The sequence below is a fragment of the Oceanisphaera sp. IT1-181 genome, from assembly GCF_033807535.1.
Taxonomy (GTDB): domain Bacteria; phylum Pseudomonadota; class Gammaproteobacteria; order Enterobacterales; family Aeromonadaceae; genus Oceanimonas.
Genome location: NZ_CP136856.1, coordinates 2188739 through 2206974 on the forward strand (window position 1 = coordinate 2188739; position 18236 = coordinate 2206974).

15 protein-coding genes and 1 pseudogene are annotated in these 18236 nt (G+C 46.6%); 7 read left to right on the forward strand and 9 right to left on the reverse strand.

The window, feature by feature from the left end; translation table 11 throughout:
- Positions 1–122: 122 nt before the first annotated feature.
- A complete protein-coding gene (locus R0134_RS09785) occupies positions 123–1754 on the reverse strand; it encodes a BCCT family transporter (protein ID WP_319781735.1) in 1632 nt (543 codons plus the stop codon).
- A gap of 343 nt (positions 1755–2097) precedes the next feature.
- On the opposite strand from R0134_RS09785, the gene R0134_RS09790 reads away from it, so the two are divergent.
- The 3 genes from R0134_RS09790 (at position 2098) to R0134_RS09800 (ending at position 3943) form a co-directional block, all read left to right on the forward strand.
- The gene (locus R0134_RS09790; RefSeq protein ID WP_319781736.1) at positions 2098–2796 is read left to right on the forward strand and encodes a CoA transferase subunit A; all 699 of its coding nucleotides are present in this window, start codon (positions 2098–2100) and stop codon (positions 2794–2796) included.
- 53 nt (positions 2797–2849) lie between these two features.
- The gene (locus tag R0134_RS09795; protein ID WP_319781737.1) at positions 2850–3512 is read left to right on the forward strand and encodes a CoA transferase subunit B; all 663 of its coding nucleotides are present in this window, start codon (positions 2850–2852) and stop codon (positions 3510–3512) included.
- Positions 3513–3640: 128 nt separating this feature from the next.
- On the forward strand, positions 3641–3943 hold the full coding sequence (locus tag R0134_RS09800; protein ID WP_319781738.1) for a hypothetical protein: 303 nt from the start codon (positions 3641–3643) through the stop codon (positions 3941–3943).
- Positions 3944–3973: 30 nt separating this feature from the next.
- Here the strand turns inward: R0134_RS09800 and R0134_RS09805 are convergent, their stop codons facing one another.
- From R0134_RS09805 to R0134_RS09820, 4 genes are all read right to left on the reverse strand, one after another.
- Positions 3974–5416: a 2-oxoadipate dioxygenase/decarboxylase family protein gene (locus R0134_RS09805; protein WP_319781739.1), complete on the reverse strand. Its 1443-nt coding sequence runs from the start codon at positions 5414–5416 to the stop codon at positions 3974–3976.
- A gap of 138 nt (positions 5417–5554) precedes the next feature.
- Positions 5555–6427: a glutathione-dependent disulfide-bond oxidoreductase gene (gene yghU / locus R0134_RS09810; RefSeq protein WP_413641395.1), complete on the reverse strand. Its 873-nt coding sequence runs from the start codon at positions 6425–6427 to the stop codon at positions 5555–5557.
- 134 nt (positions 6428–6561) lie between these two features.
- Entirely contained in the window at positions 6562–6804 is a 243-nt protein-coding gene (locus R0134_RS09815) for a hypothetical protein (RefSeq protein WP_319781740.1), read from the reverse strand.
- 106 nt (positions 6805–6910) lie between these two features.
- Entirely contained in the window at positions 6911–7582 is a 672-nt protein-coding gene (locus R0134_RS09820) for a cold shock domain-containing protein (RefSeq protein ID WP_319781741.1), read from the reverse strand.
- 326 nt (positions 7583–7908) lie between these two features.
- On the opposite strand from R0134_RS09820, the gene R0134_RS09825 reads away from it, so the two are divergent.
- Positions 7909–8877 (forward strand): IS1595 family transposase, encoded by a 969-nt coding sequence (locus R0134_RS09825; protein WP_319781742.1) that lies wholly within the window; start codon positions 7909–7911, stop codon positions 8875–8877.
- A gap of 84 nt (positions 8878–8961) precedes the next feature.
- On the opposite strand, the gene R0134_RS09830 is transcribed toward R0134_RS09825, so the two are convergent.
- From R0134_RS09830 to R0134_RS09845, 4 genes and pseudogenes are all read right to left on the reverse strand, one after another.
- Entirely contained in the window at positions 8962–10590 is a 1629-nt protein-coding gene (locus R0134_RS09830; RefSeq protein ID WP_319781743.1) for a GTPase family protein, read from the reverse strand.
- The gene (locus tag R0134_RS09835) at positions 10577–11686 is read right to left on the reverse strand and encodes a YcjF family protein (protein WP_319781744.1); all 1110 of its coding nucleotides are present in this window, start codon (positions 11684–11686) and stop codon (positions 10577–10579) included. Before R0134_RS09835 ends, R0134_RS09830 begins: the two co-directional genes overlap by 14 nt.
- A 165-nt stretch (positions 11687–11851) precedes the next feature.
- A complete protein-coding gene (locus R0134_RS09840; protein ID WP_319781745.1) occupies positions 11852–12466 on the reverse strand; it encodes an HAD-IA family hydrolase in 615 nt (204 codons plus the stop codon).
- Positions 12467–12776: 310 nt separating this feature from the next.
- Positions 12777–13673, reverse strand: a pseudogene (locus tag R0134_RS09845) (IS5 family transposase).
- 264 nt (positions 13674–13937) lie between these two features.
- Between R0134_RS09845 and R0134_RS09850 the strand changes: the two are divergent.
- Genes R0134_RS09850 through fabG form a run of 3 tightly spaced genes read left to right on the forward strand, consistent with a single transcriptional unit; the run spans position 13938 to position 17790 of the window.
- A complete protein-coding gene (locus R0134_RS09850; RefSeq protein WP_319781746.1) occupies positions 13938–15464 on the forward strand; it encodes a class I adenylate-forming enzyme family protein in 1527 nt (508 codons plus the stop codon).
- A 30-nt stretch (positions 15465–15494) separates the two neighbouring features.
- Positions 15495–17033 (forward strand): acyl CoA:acetate/3-ketoacid CoA transferase, encoded by a 1539-nt coding sequence (locus tag R0134_RS09855; RefSeq protein ID WP_319781747.1) that lies wholly within the window; start codon positions 15495–15497, stop codon positions 17031–17033.
- A gap of 19 nt (positions 17034–17052) precedes the next feature.
- The gene (fabG, locus tag R0134_RS09860; protein ID WP_319781748.1) at positions 17053–17790 is read left to right on the forward strand and encodes a 3-oxoacyl-ACP reductase FabG; all 738 of its coding nucleotides are present in this window, start codon (positions 17053–17055) and stop codon (positions 17788–17790) included.
- The last annotated feature ends 446 nt before the right edge of the window (positions 17791–18236 follow it).

Sequence of the window (18236 nt, forward strand, 5' to 3'; positions counted from 1 at the left end):
CTGCTTGATTCGCATTCAGTGTTTAAGCTTTCTAGCCTAAACGCTTTAACTTATGTTCGTTAACCTAAGCTCGTTAACTCAAGCTATCGCGCTCAATGCTCACGTTTAATATTCTCGTTTAATTACCGGGGCTCAGACATCAGACCTTTAATTAAGGATACGCACGACACCAGTAAGACGATGGCGAACGGAAAGCCAGTAGAGACCGCCATGGCCTGCAAGGCTGCTAAACCGCCACCCAACATCAGAGCAATGGCAACTAAGCCCTCAAAACCACACCAGAACACCCGCTGCGGTTTAGGCGAATTCACCTTACCGCCAGAAGCGATAGTGTCGATCACCAAAGAGCCAGAATCAGATGAGGTAACAAAGAACACTACCACCAAAATAATACCGATAAAGGAGGTGATCTGTGCCAATGGCAAGGCATCCAACATAATAAATAACTGTAATGGAACCGCCGCGTTCGCTGCCGCCTCGTAGCCTTTGCTCACCAGCTGGTCAATGGCAGTACTACCAAACGCCGTCATCCACAACACACAGGCGGTAGAAGGCACTAACAGCACCGACACCAAAAACTCGCGCACGGTACGACCACGAGAGACGCGGGCGATAAACATACCCACAAATGGAGACCAAGAAATCCACCACGCCCAATAAAAGGCGGTCCAGCCCTGAGAGTAGTTGGCATCTTCACGCTCAAACGGCATAGATAACGCCGGTAAGTGCTCAAAGTAAGAGGCTAAGTTATTAAAAAAGCCAGTCAGTATCAGCAAGGTGGGGCCAACAATAATCACAAACAACAACAATACAGCGGCTAACGCCATGTTGATTTCTGATAATCGCTTAACGCCGGCGTCCAAACCTGCCAGCACAGAGATAGTGGCAATGCCCGTGATCACTATGACTAATACCACCTCGGTGGTGGTACCCAGTGGAGTATCAAACAGATAATTCAAACCCGCACTGGCTTGGGAGGCACCAAAACCGAGTGAGGTTGCCAAACCGAACATGGTGGCTATCACCGCCAACACATCAATTAAATGTCCAGGCCAGCCCCACACCCGCTCACCCAGCAGCGGATAAAATACCGAGCGCACCGTCAGTGGCAGCCCTTTATTAAACGAAAATATCGCTAAACCCAACGCCAATATCGCATAAATGGCCCATGGGTGCAGCGCCCAATGATAAATGGTCGCCGCCATGGCTAAGCTGGTTGCCGCCGCACTGTCACCCACAGCACCCCCTAACGGGGCCCAATCGGTACGCACGCCGTTTTCAAGGGTAATGCCACCAAACGATGTGCCAAAATGCGACAACGGCTCCGACACGCCGTAAAACATTAAGCCAATGCCCATACCGGCAGCAAACAGCATAGAAAACCAGCCGACATAGGTAAAATCGGGCGTCGCTTTCGTACCACCAATGCGTACTCGGCCTAGGGGAGAAATAATTAACCCCAAACATACCAGTACAAAAATATTACCCACGCTCAAGAAGAACCAATCTAGGCTGGATGTTAGCCAGTCCCGTAAGTCAGCAAACAGCGGGGCTACTTGATTTTGAAAGGCCAGCGTTAAGATCACAAACGCCACTATGGCCAATCCTGAGATCATAAATACACGGTTGTGAATATCTAACCCAAATGGGCCTATCTGCAAGGCCACATTATCTTGCCCTACTTGGTAATCGGTGTTGATGGGATTGACGTCCCCCTCGGGGGCAATCACGTCTTTATTGTCGTTATCTGTCATCGCTCAAATCCTTGCGCATTTAGTTATTCTAGTTATCACTATCAATTAAATAGCGATATACGAACGAAATATAACATAAAAACCCAACATACTTGTCATAGCTAGCAGTAACTCATTGAGAAAATTACTCATTTCTCTGCGTAATACTCGCAACCTTAGCCTTGCTAATCCGATCTTGCTCTCTCATACCTTAGTCTGCATAGCGTCTAATAGCGGTCAGTCCTATAAAAATACGCAACCTTATGCCCTCGCACTGCGCCCTTAGCGCATCTGTTGCTATGGTTAAATGAGCAAAAGCTAAATGACAAAAAGTTAAATGAGAAAAAGTCAGATAGGAGGCCCTATGGCAGGTTTCGATAAACGAGTAGCCAGTTACACCGAGGCACTAGCAGGATTAACCGATGGCATGACGATATTAGCCGGCGGCTTTGGCTTGTGCGGCATTCCCGAAAATCTGATCCGCGAAATTAAACGCCGAGGCTGTAACAACCTCACGCTGGTGTCTAATAACTGTGGCGTAGACGGCTTTGGTTTAGGGCTACTGCTGGAAGGCCGGCAAATTCGCAATATAATCGCCTCTTATGTGGGCGAAAATGCCCTATTTGAGCAGCTGTTATTAAGCGGCGAGCTGGAAGTAGAGCTCACCCCCCAAGGTACGCTCGCGGAAAAAGTGCGAGCCGGTGGCGCCGGCATCCCAGCCTTTTATACCGCCACTGGTTTTGGTACCGACATTGCTCAGGGCAAAGAAGTACGAGAATTCAATGGTCGCTCTTACATCTTAGAAACCGCCATCACCGGAGACTTTGCCATCGTTAAAGGCTGGAAAGCCGATTACTACGGCAATGTCATTTATCGCCACACCGCACGTAATTTTAATCCGCTGATGGCCACCGCCGGTAAAATTACCGTGGTCGAAGTCGAGGAGCTGGTCGAGCCCGGCCAACTGGACCCCGATCAAATCCATACCCCTGGCATTTATGTAAATCGAGTGATCTGCGGTCAGTTTGAAAAGCGCATCGAGCAACGCACCGTGAGTGATTAACTGCGGCCTGAATAACATGGCTGTGACTCAATGTGAGTGAAGGAGAGCTGGTTATGGCATTAACACGAGCACAAATGGCGCAGCGAGTGGCCCAAGAATTAAGAGACGGTTTTTATGTCAATCTCGGCATTGGCATTCCCACCTTGGTGGCCAACTATGTGCCCGCGGGCATAGAAGTCATGTTGCAGTCAGAAAACGGCTTACTCGGCATGGGCGCTTTTCCCACCGCAGACAAACTAGATGCAGATATGATCAACGCCGGTAAACAAACCGTGACCGCGCGCCTCGGCGCTTCTATTTTTGACTCGGCTGAGTCTTTTGCCATGATCCGTGGCGGGCACGTGGACTTAACCGTGCTCGGCGCCTTTGAGGTAGACGTGCACGGCAATATCGCGTCTTGGATGATCCCGGGTAAATTGGTCAAAGGCATGGGCGGTGCCATGGATTTAGTGGCTGGCGCCAACAATATTATCGTTACCATGACCCACGCCTCAAAAGACGGCGAGTCTAAACTCTTGCCTCAATGCCAACTGCCGCTCACCGGTGCAGGCTGCATTAAGCGAGTACTCACGGATTTAGCCTATTTAGAAATCACTGACGGCGCCTTTATTTTAAAAGAACGAGCGCCAGGGGTGAGTGTAGAGCAGATAAAAACGCTGACCGCTGGCAAGCTCATAGTGCCAGAGCTGGTACCCGAAATGCGCTTTGATGCTTAACGAAAACGCGCTTTGGCGGCCTTAGCTGTTTAGGCTTGGCTAATAACCGAGGGAATCGCATCCGCCCTCGCCTTTTAACCGTACACGCTTTAGCATAAACCGATTAATCACAGCTAGAGCACTCGATCATGACCACACTGCAGGTTTTAATTCACGCGCCCACGATAGCAGCACTGCACCGCGCCCAGTCTAACGTGCGCAATCTACTGCAGCTTAGCTCCAACGCCGAGATTGAACTGGTAGTAAACGGCCCCGCTATGCCTGAGGCTATCACCATTAGCAATCCTGAGATTAAAAGCCGACTACGGTTATGCCAAAACAGCCTTCGTACTCAAGGCTTAACTGCGCCTGCCGACATGCAACAAATCAGCGCCGCCATCTTGCACTTAAGCGAGCGCCAACAACAAGGCTGGAGTTATGTGCGGGCGTAACCCGCACCTCGTTAACAAAAACACAAGACGCTATATCGGTATTCGCCCGAGTAATGCCTGAATCGCTAGTTCATAAGACTGCCGCTCTTGCTCTGCATAGAGTGCAAGTGGATCAATAATGCAGGCACCTAGCGCTTGTTCAAACTGGGTTTGGCATTGGGAAGAGACGTCTTGCGAGCTCGGTGCTGCATGTGAACCTGGTGACGGCTCAGCGCGTTTCGTTAAGCCTAAATTGGATTGAAAAATCCCTGCAGCACTGACCGGCAAAAAATCTTCATAGGTTAGGGGGGTGGCGCTCAATAGGCCTTGAGCCAGCAGCGCTTCTTTATCTGGCAAGGTAGCAATGGGATAACGACCACGCGCCGTTAAGCCAGCGGGCGTTAATTGATAAATAAAAAAAGCCAAGCCGAGCTGGCGAAGCACGCCAAAATCGTCCGGAAAAGCTGTAAACACTACCGTAAGTTGGCGCTGATGAGCCTGATTATCCAGCTGAACATCACTCGGCGCTGGGGCCGACTCACCAGATTTGGCGAGCAGCGCATCATACAGCGCCCGCCCCTTGGCGGTGAGTGCGACACCTCGCTGCTCAATTTCACCAAAGCGCGCGGTATGAGCTCCTATTTGACCGTCCATAAAGCGAATTGATTCTTCCAATGCCTTAAAACTCGTCTGACGTAATAAAATCGGGCAGCGCCGCTGAGGTGGACCTTCTATCAGCGCTTTTGCAGCCATGCCAGCCTTGGGCATACGTAATTGCGCTTCATCAATATCTAAGGTGCGCGGAGTTAAGTGATTAATATGCGGACCACGAAAACACACCACATCGGCAATTAGCGGGTGCGCTTGTTGTAGCGCTTGATAGGTGGCTAAATCTACGATAGCCGTAGGGTGCCAACGAAAGGTTTCGAGCGCTTCTGCGACAAATTCGCGGGCTTGCGGCTCCGTTAAGCCACCTTGCTGCTCGAAGCGGGCAATCAGTTCGCGCACTCCAGGGGTAAATATATCGCGTTTGGCTAATATCGCCGTCGCTTGAGCGCGCAGCTGTGGGTTAGCAATTAGATCTAAGCGCAGTAAAGAGGTAAAGATCCGAAACGGATTGCGCGCCAGTGCCGCGTTATCAGTTGGGCGAAAAGCGGTGGAATGCACCGGCACACCGGCGGCAGACAAGTCGTAATAACCCACCGGATACATGCCCATGACAGCAAACAAGTTCCGTAGCATAGCAAGCTCGTCTGCCGTGCCGACGCGAATTGCCCCGTGGCGCTCCACATTAAGGCGCGCCAGCTCACCATTAACTTTGAGTTGCTCGGCCAACGCAGGCAGCTTGGCCAGCGTGGCTTGATTCACCTCGGCCACCAGCTTTAGCAAAGAGCCATATAAAGGCACTTCCGTTTGATACATAGCAGACATAGCGCTTGAGAACAGGTCGCGAATATGGTCTGTGGTTACATAAGCAGTCTTAGGGGGGATCATTATATTACTCCTCCAATACGGCCAAACTCGAGATCTCTTGCTTACTTGAGTTTAGTGTTTACTCCGCTACGCATCAGTAAAATGGCTTAATAAAACCAGTCGTTTCGCCTCGACCTCTTACCCTTCACCTATTGCCCATCACTCTTTGCCGCTAAGCACTGCATCTATATCGGCCGCACTGTGACGCTCTCTCACGCCAAGCCCTGCTTGAGCGGAAGTACGATTGACGATACGCCCTCTTTGCACCGCAGGTCGTGCAGCTATGTCTTTCGCCCAACGCTGTACATGCACGTAGCTGTCTGCCTCTAAAAATTCTGCCGCATCATAGGTTTGACCCAACACTAAGCAGCCATACCAAGGCCAAATGGCAATATCGGCGATGCTGTATTCGTCACCGGCGATATAGGCATGCTGGGCTAATTGTTTATCCAACACATCTAACTGGCGCTTCGCTTCCATGGTAAAGCGGTTAATCGCATACTCTATTTTTAGCGGTGCATAGGCATAAAAGTGACCAAATCCGCCGCCCAAATACGGCGCCGAGCCTTGTAACCAAAACAGCCAATTTAATACTTCAGTACGTTTGCCAAGATCTGTCGGCAACAGGCGGCCGAACTTTTCCGCTAAATAGAGCAAGATAGCGCCCGACTCAAACACCCGTTGCGGCGTATCAAGTGAGTAGTCCAGCAACGCTGGAATTTTTGAGTTGGGATTCACCGCCACAAAGCCGCTGGAGAATTGATCGCCCTCGCCTATGTTTATCAAGTGCGCATCGTATTCGGCGCCTTGTTCGCCTAAGGCCAATAGCTCTTCCAGCATAATGGTGACTTTTTGGCCGTTGGGCGTACCCAGAGAATAAAGCTGCAATGGGTGCTCGCCTTTGGGTAATTTTTTTTCGTGGGTCGCGCCGGACACCGGCCTATTGATTTGCGACCATTTACCGTCATCTGCTTGCGGCTGCTGCCAGACCTTAGGTACTTGATACTCGGACACTTGATGCTTGCCACTCATGCTTGCTCCTTAAAAATCGAGTTGAAAATAACATTAACGTCATCTTGCCACGCCATTATCAAACTACAAGGGCAGCCCTCAGTGATGGAGCTTATGTGGGTGGGCTGTATGCCTGCCGCTATATTTTCAACACCTTATTTACAGCGCTTAACACCCAGCGCATCGATTTGACAGCGGCTGCCATCACTGCCTCGCGTTACCCCTAACGAGTCGGTGCGCCAGTTATTACCCTTATTATCTCGGGTTACGCCTAAGGAGTCTGTGCGATACACAGAGTCATCACTGCAACGCGTCACGCCCAAAGAATCCGTTCGACTGCTCACTCCCGCTTGTGCATGGGCAGGAACGGTAAGCACGCTCAACCACTTAGCCATCATTTACCTCACACCGGATTATCACAGACAGTCACAGGTTAGGCTTAGTTTAGTGGCACTTGGCTTACCAGCACACAATGTACTGATTTGTGCCAATGCTAAAGCTAGATTAGATAAGCCAGTGATATAAGCCCACACTGGTGACAATGGGTACAAAGATCAGTACCAACACCATTCCTAAACAGCCTGAGCTACTGCCAGACTTACTAATAGAGCTATTACATTCTGACTGAGTCGCGTATTTAGGTTTATTTTTCAGCCATTTAATATGGCATTGCCTGCAGTAAAGTTGTGTAAAACCCGCGTTCCACGCCGATAGCGTTCTAGGATCATACTCGGCCACTGTGTGGCAACCCGTGCAGTTAAAGTGCTTTTCTTTAGGCTGCTTTTGCTTATTAAAAAGTAAGAAAGCCACCACAGCAGGCAAACCATAATACCAAATATCACCAAGCTCATTACTGAGATAATATTGGTAACTAACAAAGCTGAGAGAGGCGAGCATAGTGAACACTAACAGGTAGTCAAAAACACCTTTCTTGGGCGACGAGGTCTTAATATAGCGCGGAGTAAAATCTTTACTGTTACCAATTATAACACTGGTTGCTTTTAATCTATTTTGTGTATCCCGCGCAGCCTCATAAAAAACAACATCTCCCACTTGAGGTCTATTGGACTGATTTTTTACGCTAGAAATATGAAAAAACAGTCGCTCAGAGCCATCACTAGGCTGAATAAAACCAAACCCTTTATCATCTTTCCACTGACAAACTTTACCTTCCATAGTCTATTAGTACTCTTTAGTAGCTTAATGATTTAGTTACTCAGCAGTCTAAATTAATTATTGTGCCAAGTAAGCGAATTACAACACAATATCAAATCAGCGTTAATAAATTAAGCGTTAGTCTTTTGCATGCCGCTTGTTTGCACATAGCTGCTTGCACATAATGACCCGCCTTTAACTAATATATGTGATTAATAAACATACAGCCAAAGCTGGTTTCTCTAGGACGGCATCCGTAATATTGCATACAAACGACATTAGGGGCTATGTTTGAGTTAATCGTTGAAAGCTATACTTGAATCAGTCACCTCGTGGGAGGCAAAAAGATGAAAAGTACAGGTTTCGCCAAACTTAAACGCCAACTGACTGAACTCCAGCCTCGGCAGCGGCATGAACTGCTGATACTGCTTCAGCAACCAGACTCGTTTCCCGAGCTCATTGCTCGACTAGAAGAACTCACTGCTTCACACCCAACATGCCCTCATTGCCGCGATGATGCTCCCTATAAGTGGGGAAGCATGAATGGTAGACAGCGTTACCGCTGCCGGGCTTGCAAGAAGACATTTACCTCTCTGACCGGCACGCCACTTGCTGGGCTTCGAATGGCTGAGCGGTGGTTGGAATATGCGGAGCAGATGATGGAATCCACAACACTTCGCAAAGCCGCCAAAAAGTGTCAGATAAACTTAGGTACATCATTCAGGTGGCGACACCGCTTTCTGCAACTGGTTGATTATACTAAGTCTTCTGAGCTGGGCGGTATCGTCGAAGCCGATGAAACGTTTATACGTGAATCCTTCAAAGGCAAGCGGGATCTCAGTAAGAGAAAACCTCGCCGCCGTGGTAGCGATAAGAAAAACATTAAGTGGGTCAAAGTGATGGTACTGCGCGACCGCAACCACAACGAAGCCGACTTTGTAATGAAACGCTTTACGCTCAGAAAGCTGGAACGCTGCCTGCTGCCGCGATTACGGTCTGGCGCTGTGCTCTGTAGCGATGGCCATCTTAACTACGAGGCGTTGGCAGCCAAACATCACTTGCTTCACAAGCCGGTTAACAGCAGTGTCGGTCAGCGGGTACGTGAAGAGATATTCCATATCCAGGGTGTGAATGCTTATCACAGTCGACTAAAGCAATGGATAATGCGTTTTCATGGTGTCGCCACCAAGTACCTTCATCGTTACCTTGGTTGGTTCAGGTGGTTTGAGCATACTAGGAAAGCTGATGCTCAACCTATTGATTTTATATGGCAATGTGCGGTTCAGCCGCGTTTTCAACAACTAAAGCGAACATAGCCACATTAGGTGAGGCCTACTATTTTATGTTGCCGTGCTTTCAACGCACTGTGGCATGTTTCACATATCTAAGCTGGGACCTTTTCATTGAGGCGGATTAGTGTATTTCGTCTTTAGGTGCTTAAACAGGCCCTGTGCTAAGGCTTTGCCTGATTTACCCACTCGACTGACTTGCTCGCGGATCTTAACTCGTTTATGAATGGCGTCTTTGCGGTTACGGTTGAGCTGCACGTTATAGGCGTCGAGCAGTTGCTCATTAAGCAATATTTTTAAATCCTCCACGCCAAAGAATGGTTTGGTATCCGAGATAGACAGCGCTAGCGTAAAGTCTGGCGTTAATATTTCTTTGTTATAGGCCAGTGCTTGGCTAATAATTTTTGACTTAGGGGTACTCAGATCCGTTAAGTCATAGGGCGGCTGCCAATCTTGTACCGGATTGAGCATATCCACCTGATTAACGATGCAAATAATGGTCGGCTCTTTGCGAGAAATGTTTTTGGCTTGCGCATAATACTGCTTAATTTTCTGTCGAAACTTGTTATCTAATTCTCGGGCCGGTTGATTGGCTTTCACCACCCACAGCACCAGATCAGACTTTAAGAACTCGGAAAATATTAATTTCTCGGTGGCCGCTTGGCCATCTAAGCCGGGCAAGTCAATAATCTTTACGGCGGCGTCGCCAAACTGGGTTTCACAGACGGTCATGCCGCTGGTGGTGGCTAGCACTCCGACCTCTACTGCAAATTCACCGTTTAATAGATTGGTAAGCGACGACTTACCGGCGCCCACTTGGCCAACAATGACAATGCGGATCGGCTCTAATTGTGCCGCCACATGAGCTTGGTCGGTTTCCAGAGTGGGAGAGGGTTTTACATCCAAGTCCTCTATTCTAAAGCGCTTGCTATATAGATTAATGGCCACGGACGCCACTTCATCTAATAGCGCCTCTTTAGCCTTGAGTTGCATGTCATCAATAAGGCCTTTGGTCATATTGGATGAAAACTGTTGACTAATAAAATCAGACACCGCTTTAGCAGGGTTGATAAATATATTTTTGGCGTAATTTAATGATTTTAATACCGTCACGATAACGGGACCGAAATCACCGTATTTATCATAAGCCTCATAACCAGACTTAAGGTGTGAGATTTTTAAATATTCCACTACCGGAATGTGTTCTTTTAATACCAAGCGATAACGCCGACTGATTTCCTCAATTAATTTCAGCCCCTCGGCAATGGAAAAATCCAGTGACTGCTTGTTATATTCTTTAGCCACCCGCTCAAACACCAGCAGCACTTTTTTATCCATGTCTACCCAATCACTGTCGTTGGCCAGCAAGGCCCTTGAGTAGGCTTTAGTAGCTTGCCATATCGCTCGCTCACGGTTAGACCAATCCGGCGACGCCGCCACCAAGTCATCATCGGCGCCCATACTCTTGACTCTCTCTGTGCCCTCCCCTCCCTGCTGGCTGCTGTGCGTCTGCTGCTTTTTGGCGACCAATACTTTAGCGAAGAGCATCATCAAAAACACCAGCCCCACGCTGAGAGTGATGGATAACGAGAGCGCCAGCATATAACCGTATTTGATGGCCAGTCCAATGCCAAAGCCCATCAGGATCAACATCGGCAGTACGCAGACCAGCACCGCCACCGACCAGCGATCCCCCGAAAGCCGCGCTAGGGTAAAATAAAGGGTTTTAAGTTTTCTCATAACCGGATGCTCGCTTGCCCTTCATTAATGCTTCTTTATACAGAGCCTGCATATCCGGTGCCGACACAGGCTCGCCTTTACTCTTCCGATACAGATAATAGCTCGCCGCTCGGCCCAAGCCATAGGTGGTGCCAAAACTCATGGCCGCTGCCGCTACGGCCCCCACCGTTTGTCCATAACCTGGAATAATTTTCACCGCCTGCCGACTGACTAATTTAATAGAATATTGCAGGGCAAAGCTACTGCCTAAAGTGCTGATGATTTCACCAAAGGTTTTCTTATTCCACTCCACACCGTACTGATTAGCCAGACTGTGTAGCATTTTAGCTTGCACGGCAGGCACCGAGACTAATCCCACTACCGGAATTAAATCACTGGCAGCCGCCGTGCCCGCATACCACAGCACTTCTTTTTCACATTGATGAAAATTGCGCTCTTCCACGGTAGCGTGTTCTTTATGTTCGGCGAGCAGACCAAGCACCGGCAGTAGCTTAGCTAATTCGGATAATAGCGATTCATAGTTATAAATTTCACCGTCTTCCACTACAAAATCTACGCCCACTGAAGCAAAGTCTTTGCCCCAAATGTTCGCGACTTTATGTTCGTTAGCCTGCATGGCATGGCGACGGTCAGCACCATCAAGGCTTAATACTGCCGTGTGAATAAGCAGTAAGTGCTTAATATCAGACTTTTTATGTATTTTCTTTAACTCACTTTCAACCGCAGACTGCTCTTGCTCATCCACCTTCATGATCACCACTACCGCATTACCGGATTTGGCCAGCTCTGCTATATCTGCGCTCGGATCATAGTCTGCCTCGCCTAAGCCTCGGGTATCTAAAAAGCGGATTAACGGCAACGACTCAGGAAAGTCATAACTCATCGCCGTTAGGGTACAAGGTTGAAAGCCATTACCTACTTCAATGGCGGAATTACCTGTGATGGCTTGCAGCAAAGTAGACTTGCCCGCCCCAGTTTTACCCAGCAGCCACAAGGTGGGCAGGTTTTGCCGCTGAAACTCTTCAGCCACCATCAAATCTGGATTCTTACTGGGATTTATCAAGGCTTTAAGTTTATCAAAGCTAAATTTTGCCATTGGCATGCATCCCTATCTAAAGCTGTCTGTATAAGACCATGAGCACTGCAGCAAATATGCCGCTACCACTTATCTTCATTGTGGCATCGCACTCTGGGGGTACAAGCGGTTTGGAGTTTTAGGGGGAAGTGGATCACAATTGCACGACCAAAGAGAGCCGGACACTTAATCGCCCTGGTTCCACGCTTCGATAAAGCTGTGGTAGCAAGCCACCAGCAGATCCGCATCTTTTGCATAATCAGGAACAGTGTCAGGGAAATACAGCGCGCAGCGGCTACCGGCATTTTGGGCGGTTTGTAGGTCAAACAGATAATCGCCCACATATAAAATATCTGCGGCTGCTAACTGCCACTGCTGGCAAATAAGTTGGATGCCTTCGGGGTGCGGTTTAGGTTCGGCATCATGGCGGGTTAACACCAGCGAAATATCAATACCCAACTTATTAATAGTCATCAAAGCGGCTTCGGGTATATTTCGGGTCAAAATAGCCAAGGGCAGTGACTGAGATTGCAAATACTCAATAAGCTCCCGCGCGCCCTCCACCCACGTCGCGGTGAGCGAACTTTTTATCTCATAATCATGGACGATTCCCAGCGCGGTATGGCGCGCCTGAACATCACTCAGGCTATCCACATAAGCCAAAATATCCGATCCAGGTTCAATACCCAGCTCAGCGCGTAACCCTACAAAATCTGGGTTAGAGTGCGCCAAAGTGCCATCCAGATCGAAGATGACGCCACGAATATCATTAAGTTTTAAATCACTGAGTCGAATAATCACTGACTTTTCCCATGAGTAAAATATTCGTCTAAAACTTAGACAACCTGCAACCATCTTGCCTGACGATTGCACTATAGCGGTAATAACGTAACCTCCATCACAGAGACTATGACTACGCTAATCTAGCCCAGAAATAAACCTTATGATTCATCTAATAGAAAGACTGCTGGCTGGCAGCTCGTAGTTACCATTCTATACGTCGCACTAAAGCTAAGGTTACCAGGCTCATAAAAACGACACTTACTCGATATTAACTGCGTTATTTCCTAAATCAGAGCCTAGGTAGCAACTACCACAAGCCTTTGCGTTATTAACTGAGGGGCTGACGAACCGACATATCCAGTCCGATGACTTTGTTCATGACCTTTACTCCGGCTCATATTTCGCCCACTTGGCCGTTGTATTTACGCAGGCTCAAGGTCGGACTAAGCAGTTTTTTATATCGAGACCTAGCAGCTTCTGACAATGAACGCTGATGGTAATCAGTTCGTGTTTTCCACTCAGCCAAGTTACCCGATTTAAGTACAGCAACGGCTTCATTTCTGGGGTGGCCTTCTGCCCAACATCGGGCATTTTTACGCGGTGGGATGGTGGCTCTACTGCCTTTTTTAAGCAGTAACGGGTGGCAGCGTTGAGTGTCATAAGCACCATCAGCAGACACTTGGTGTATCCGGCGTCGAAGTGGGCTGAGTAACGTGGGGAGTACTTCGCTATTAGCCACACTTTCTAAATTCACTTCAGCAGCAATGACTTCATGAGTACGAGCATCAACAGCCAAGTGTAATTTACGCCAGATACGGCGCTGGCTCTTGCCGTGTTTACGCTATTTCCATTCGCCTTCGCCAAAGACTTTAAGCCCAGACGCATCAATGACGAGATGAGTCACCGCTCCTTTATTGGGCAAGCGATAGTTTATCTCAACGGTTTGAGTCCGCTTACAGAGGTTGCTGTAACTCGGGGACGTGAGCGGTACGTTCATCAACTGAAAGATGGAATTGATGAATCCTTCTAAAGCTCGAAACGGCAAGCCAAAGAAGCCCTTTAGCATCAGAGCCGTTTCGATAGCGCTATCGCTGTATTGGAAACCACGACCGCGTCGATTATGATGCTCACCGCAGTACCACTGCTCGATAACCGGCTCATCCACTCAGAAGGTGAGGGAGCCACGATTGATTAAGGCCCGGTTGCACAGCCGCCAATTGCTGATGTTATGTCACGCCTTACCCACCTGTCTGTTCCTGAGTTCGTCCGTTAGGAGATCGGATCTCGGGAGAGTCAGATAGTCCCCTGATTTAGGAAACAACGCCAATACCAAGCACACTACATGTGCACATTCACAACATAACCCAACAAACTCGTTAACATCTGTGTGAGCCCTCACACAGATATGAATCACCAATAGACTAGTATTTTACCTAGTTAAAAAATAATGACGACCATTGATATAATGGCTAGCAGGGGGTCAGAATAGATGTCACACAAGCTTCAATGTAACAGCTTATATCAGAGTCTAGAGCTGAGTGCTCAGAGATGGCCAGATAGGCAGGCCTTTGTTGTTGATGATCAAAGAATTACCTATCGAGTTTTTCTGCAACGAGTAAAAGAAGTTGCCAGCCTGCTGCTACATAAATTTGAGTTGCAAAAAGATGATAAAATTATTCTGGCCATTGGTAATGAGATATCATTCTGTGAAGTATTTTATGCAGCAATGAGTTTAGGCATCATTGTCGTACCTGTCAGCACAAAAATGACATCCGATGAAGTAGCATCGTTAGTGCAGCAAGTCATGCCTTCATGGGTTTTGTGTCATGATGATCATATTGACAAATATACTGACTCTTTATCCTTTAAATCAAAAACTACAACCTTGAGTCAATGGGAATTATTATCAAGCAAAGAGCTTGATCCTGTAGTTGCCTCTGATGTGTGCCATGATGATACGGCTATAATTATATTCACTTCAGGAACAACTGGGAAGCCTAAAGGAGCAATAATAAGCCACGGCAATCTCCTGCATGGAATAACATCATATCAAAGCGCTTTTTCATTAACCGAAAAAGATAGTACTATATTAGCGGTTCCTATTTACCATATCACTGGCCTGGCCGCCATTCTTGGCTTGTTTATCCACATCGGTGGAACAATTAACTTGCAAAGAAAGTTTAATGCTAAAAGCATTCTAGAATGCATCGAAAATCAAAACATTACTTTTATGCATGGCTCACCTACCGTGTTTATTTTACTGTGTAATGAATTCAAAACTAGTAAGACAAACTACAAATTGGGCTCTCTTAAAAAGATTGTGTGCGGTGGCGGGCATCTTAACAATGGCACCGTCAAAACCATTAAAAGAATATTCAAAAACACTGATATTCATCCTGTTTATGGTTTGTCAGAAACCAGTTCTCCTGCCAGTATATTCGTTGAAGATTTAAGCTCTCACAATAAGTTAGGTAGCTCAGGCAAAGCCATTCCCGGTGTGGAATTTCTGATAAAAAGTGAAGATGGTGAGACATTAACTAATGGTGAGACTGGTTTACTCTGGGTAAGAGGGCCTGTTGTCATAAAATCTTATTGGAATAACCCGCTTGCCAATAAAGAATCATTTGAGGATGGTTGGTTCAACACTGGTGACCTAGCCTATATAGACAATGACAATTATATCTATATACAGGGAAGACTGAAGGATATGATTAATAGGGGCGGGGAGAAAATTTATTCACTAGAGGTTGAAAACATACTTTCCACCTACCCAGGTATTAATGAAGTAGCGTTAGTCCCCTTCCCTAGTGAAATATATGGTGAAGAACCCATGGCATTCATTATAGCCGACCCCGACCACCCTATCACAACAAAAGAGATCCTGGTTTGGGCTCATACAAAACTTACAAAATACAAGATTCCTAAAAAAATAATATTTGTAGACAACTTTCCAAGAACTAAAAATGGAAAAATAAGTAAAAAAATTCTTAAGGAAAGCGTCCATAAATATCTTTGATATGGTCGGAATAGCATCAATGGAGAGATAATGAAAAACAAAATTATTACTAAAGAAGAAGCAGCTGAGCTTATCCGTGATGACAGTACAATTTGTACAGTAGGGATGACGCTGATCAGCGCCTCCGAGTCCGTATTATCTTCGATCGAAAAACGCTTTCTCGAAACGGAATCCCCTAAAAATCTGACACTGGTTCATGCTGCCGGTCAAAGTGATAGAAATCGAGGTATACAGCACTTAGCTCATCCCGGCCTGGTAAAAAGAATTATTGGTTCACACTGGGGGCTGGCTCCTAGATGGATGGCCATGATCTCGGATAATCAAGTCGAAGCCTACTGCTTGCCTCAGGGACAAATGGTACATCTATACAGTGACATGGCAGCTGGCCTGCAAGGCAGAATATCGCCGGTTGGTCTGAATACCTTCATAGATCCAAGAATTGAAGGTGGAAAAATGAACAGTTGTACAAAAGAAGATATTGTAGAGCTGATGCAAATCAAGGATCAGGAGTACCTATTCTACCCCGCCATCCCCCTAGATACATTAATCATCCGTGGTACTGCCGCCGACTCCAAAGGTAATCTGACCACGGATGAAGAAGCTATGAAGCTGGAAGTACTCCCTGCGGTACTCGCGGCTAAACGCTTTGGCGGCAGGGTCATTGCGCAAGTAAAGTATCTGGTGGAAGACGGTAGCCTTGATCCTAAATCAGTCGTTGTACCCGGTAGCTTTATAGATAACATTGTACTCTGTGATGATCCGGAAACCGATCACCGTCAGACTTCATCTTGGTATTATGACCCAGCCTATTGTGGAAAAATACGAGTATCAACTCAGCAGGGTACATCAAAAACACCGCTTGATATTAGGAAACTTATTGGCAGAAGAGCTGTGGAGTTAATAAGTCCAGGTGCCATCATCAATCTAGGAACTGGCATCCCCAATGACGTAATAGGGCAAATAGTAAAAGAAAAAAACATGACAGATAATGTCACTATTACGGTTGAGTCTGGTATTTATGGCGGAATACAGGCAGGCGGAGTTGACTTTGGTATCGGGAGAAACCTCTCGGCCATGATCAGTCATCAAGAGCAGATGCTTTATTACAATGGTGCTGGCGTAGATATAACCTATATGGGTGCAGGTGAGCTGGATAAAGACGGAAATGTCAATGCCACAAGATTGGGCTCACAATGCACTGGTGCGGGTGGCTTTATTGATATTACACAAAATGCAAAACACGTTGTATTTTGCTCAACATTTACTGCTAAAGGACTTAAAGTCGAAGTAGGTAATGGGAAATTGAGCATAGTACAAGAAGGACAAGTAAAAAAGATGGTTAACACTGTAAATCAGATATCTTATAGTGGAAATCTTGCCATAGAAAAAAATCAAAAAATGCATTTTGTTACTGAGCGTGCTGTATTCGAGATGACTGAACAAGGCCTAATGTTGATTGAAATTGCCCCAGGCATTGACCTTGAAAAAGACATACTAAATCTCATGGACTTCAAGCCTCTCATATCTGAAAATTTAAAATTAATGGATCAATCATTATTTACTCAATAATTATACACTGGAGAAAAAAATGAAACTCAAAGGGAAAACAGCCATAGTTACTGGTGCAAACCAAGGTATTGGTTTTGGTATCGCTCGTGTTCTAGGACGCGAAGGCGCAACAGTTATCATTGCGGATTTGAATGAAGAAGGTGGAGTGTCTGCTGTAAATAATTTAAAAAATGAAGGCGCAGATGCTGTTTTTGTAAAATGCAATATTGGCAATAAAGAAGATATAAATGAGCTCTTTGAATTCGTAGAAAAAAATTATGGCAAGTTAGATGTGTTAGTAAATAATGCAGGCATCAACCGCGATGCAATGCTGCATAAACTAAGTGAGGACGACTGGGATAGCGTAATTGATGTGAACCTGAAAGGCACCTTTCGTTGCATGCAGGCAGCAGCGATTAAGATGCGAGAACAGGGGTCAGGCAGAATTATCAATATCGCCTCCGCCAGCTGGCTAGGAAATGTGGGCCAATCAAACTATGCGGCATCAAAAGCAGGTGTTGTGGGGCTGACCAAAACAGCTTGTCGCGAACTAGCCAGAAAAGGGGTGACGGTAAATGCCATATGTCCTGGATTTATCGATACTGCAATGACCCGAGGAGTTCCGGAAAAAGTATGGGACGTCATGATATCTAAAATTCCAGCGGGCTTTGCAGGCCAACCAGAAGATGTAGGTGAATGTGTGGCCTTTCTCGCTTCAGACGCCGCCCGATATATTAACGGTGAGGTAATCAATGTCGGCGGTGGCATGGTTCTGTAATTCAAGAAAATAGCTGCCCTCGTATCAGCTTGCTCATGCTTATTCATTATGACATGTGAGGATAAAATGAAAATTATCCTCACTATCTATTCATGCTATGAAAGCCTTTAAATCGATCAAGCCGATGCTAACACCGTAATTGTATTTAAAAAATACTGCTCGTCTATAGTATTATTTACATACCGGTGACCGATACGAATAGTGGAGAGGAGCGAAGATCAACAGTGAAGACTGCTCTCTTCTAAGGCAAGAAAATCTACATCAATGTCACTAGTCTCAGGCCGACGCGTGATCTCTTTTAATTAAATTTAGGCAAAGTTTGGTCACCCCTTCGCTAAGAATGAACGGACAAACTTGTTTCCTCTGCAGTAAAGAAATAAGTGGTTGAAATCTTTCCCAAATGCGCTTATTTATGGCCCAGAAACCTTTGTTATATTATCTCGAAA

Bases quoted from the DNA above. Each gene is read 5' to 3' on its own strand.
- yghU (WP_413641395.1), bottom strand. From the start codon at position 6,427: ATGAGTGGCAAGCATCAAGTGTCCGAGTATCAAGTACCTAAGGTCTGG.
- R0134_RS09850 (WP_319781746.1), top strand. From the start codon at position 13,938: ATGTCACACAAGCTTCAATGTAACAGCTTATATCAGAGTCTAGAGCTG.
- R0134_RS09855 (WP_319781747.1), top strand. From the start codon at position 15,495: ATGAAAAACAAAATTATTACTAAAGAAGAAGCAGCTGAGCTTATCCGT.
- R0134_RS09800 (WP_319781738.1), top strand. From the start codon at position 3,641: ATGACCACACTGCAGGTTTTAATTCACGCGCCCACGATAGCAGCACTG.
- R0134_RS09830 (WP_319781743.1), bottom strand. From the start codon at position 10,590: ATGAGAAAACTTAAAACCCTTTATTTTACCCTAGCGCGGCTTTCGGGG.
- R0134_RS09815 (WP_319781740.1), bottom strand. From the start codon at position 6,804: ATGATGGCTAAGTGGTTGAGCGTGCTTACCGTTCCTGCCCATGCACAA.
- R0134_RS09795 (WP_319781737.1), top strand. From the start codon at position 2,850: ATGGCATTAACACGAGCACAAATGGCGCAGCGAGTGGCCCAAGAATTA.
- R0134_RS09785 (WP_319781735.1), bottom strand. From the start codon at position 1,754: ATGACAGATAACGACAATAAAGACGTGATTGCCCCCGAGGGGGACGTC.
- R0134_RS09825 (WP_319781742.1), top strand. From the start codon at position 7,909: ATGAAAAGTACAGGTTTCGCCAAACTTAAACGCCAACTGACTGAACTC.
- R0134_RS09820 (WP_319781741.1), bottom strand. From the start codon at position 7,582: ATGGAAGGTAAAGTTTGTCAGTGGAAAGATGATAAAGGGTTTGGTTTT.
- R0134_RS09805 (WP_319781739.1), bottom strand. From the start codon at position 5,416: ATGATCCCCCCTAAGACTGCTTATGTAACCACAGACCATATTCGCGAC.
- fabG (WP_319781748.1), top strand. From the start codon at position 17,053: ATGAAACTCAAAGGGAAAACAGCCATAGTTACTGGTGCAAACCAAGGT.
- R0134_RS09835 (WP_319781744.1), bottom strand. From the start codon at position 11,686: ATGGCAAAATTTAGCTTTGATAAACTTAAAGCCTTGATAAATCCCAGT.
- R0134_RS09790 (WP_319781736.1), top strand. From the start codon at position 2,098: ATGGCAGGTTTCGATAAACGAGTAGCCAGTTACACCGAGGCACTAGCA.